The following is a 1,219-nucleotide window of genomic DNA, read 5'->3' as shown; positions in this document are numbered from 1 at the left end:
TGAATAGCCCCTAGATTTCTAGACGCCTTGAGCCATCAAAGCCTGCTGCCGTTCGAACTCGACGGGCGACAGCATCCCGTTCCTGACATGCTTGCGGATCGGGTTGTAGAACATCTCGATGTAATCGAACACGTCCTGCCGGGCTTCTTCGCGCGTTTTATAGGTGCGTCGCCGGATGCGCTCACGCTTGAGGAGATTGAAGAAGCTCTCGGCGACGGCGTTATCGTGGCAGTTTCCCCGCCGGCTCATGGAGTGCTCCAGATTGTGAGCCCGGGTGAAGGCAGACCAGTCCATACTGGTGAACTGCGAACCCTGATCCGAATGGATCAGCACGCGGTTCTTCGGCTTACGCCGCCAGACAGCCATGTGCAGGGCCTCCAAAACCACATCGGTTGTCTGACGGCTTTGCAGCGACCAGCCCACCACGCGACGGGAGTAGAGGTCGAGCACGACCGCCAGATAGGCGAAGCCTTCCATCGTGCGGATATAAGTGATGTCCGTCACCCAGGCGCGATTAGCCTGCGGCACGTCGAACTGGCGATCCAACGTGTTGGCGGCAACGGCCGAAGGCTTTCCTCCTGAACTGCCTGGACGCCGCTTATAGCCGATCTGTGCCTTGATTCCTGCCAGGTTGGTGAGGCGGGCAACGCGATTGGGACAACAGGTCTCGCCCTGATCGAGCAGATCGTCGTGCAGCTTGCGATACCCATAGACCTTGCCGCTGTCGCTCCAGGCCTGCCGGATCAATGCAATCTGCCGAACATCTTGTTGCGCTCGACGGCTCAGCGGCGCTTTGCGCCAGGCATAGAAACCGCTGGGCTGGATCGTCAGGCACCGGCACATCGCGCGGACGCCAAACTGGTTCTGATGCTCCGCGACAAAGGCGTATTTCACTTGGCATCCCTGGCGAAATACGCGGTGGCTTTTTTTAAGATGTCGCGCTCCTCGATCACCCGAGCCAGCTCGCGCTTCAACTGGCGGATCTCGGCGTCCTTAGTGGCATCGCCAGATGCCACTTTCGCAAACTGCTTCTTCCACGCATACAGCGAGTGCGGGCTGACGCCGAGGCGCTGCGAAACCTCCGCTACCGGGTAACCCCGCTCTGTGATCTGCACCACCGCGTCACGCTTGAACTCATCGCTGAAATTGGGCTTCCCCATCGTCGCCTCCTGTTCTCAAAATTAGGATTGAAGGCGTCCAGAAATCTAGGGGCTATTCA

1 protein-coding gene is annotated in these 1,219 nt (G+C 59.0%); it reads right to left on the bottom strand.

Annotation, left to right across the window (positions count from 1 at the left end; genetic code table 11):
• Positions 1 to 18 precede the first annotated feature (18 nt).
• Positions 19 to 1,160 (bottom strand): IS3 family transposase gene (locus tag U1701_RS18640; protein WP_332784051.1). Its coding sequence is split into 2 segments (ribosomal slippage): positions 19 to 920 and positions 920 to 1,160, totalling 1,143 coding nucleotides; the frame shifts between segments, so codons are not numbered across the junction.
• Positions 1,161 to 1,219: the final 59 nt, after the last annotated feature.

The organism is Sphingomonas rhamnosi (genome assembly GCF_036663615.1).
In the GTDB taxonomy this organism is placed as follows: Bacteria; Pseudomonadota; Alphaproteobacteria; order Sphingomonadales; family Sphingomonadaceae; genus Sphingomonas.
Note: the sequence above shows the minus strand (reverse complement) of the source record. Positions and strands in the feature narration are given on the sequence as shown.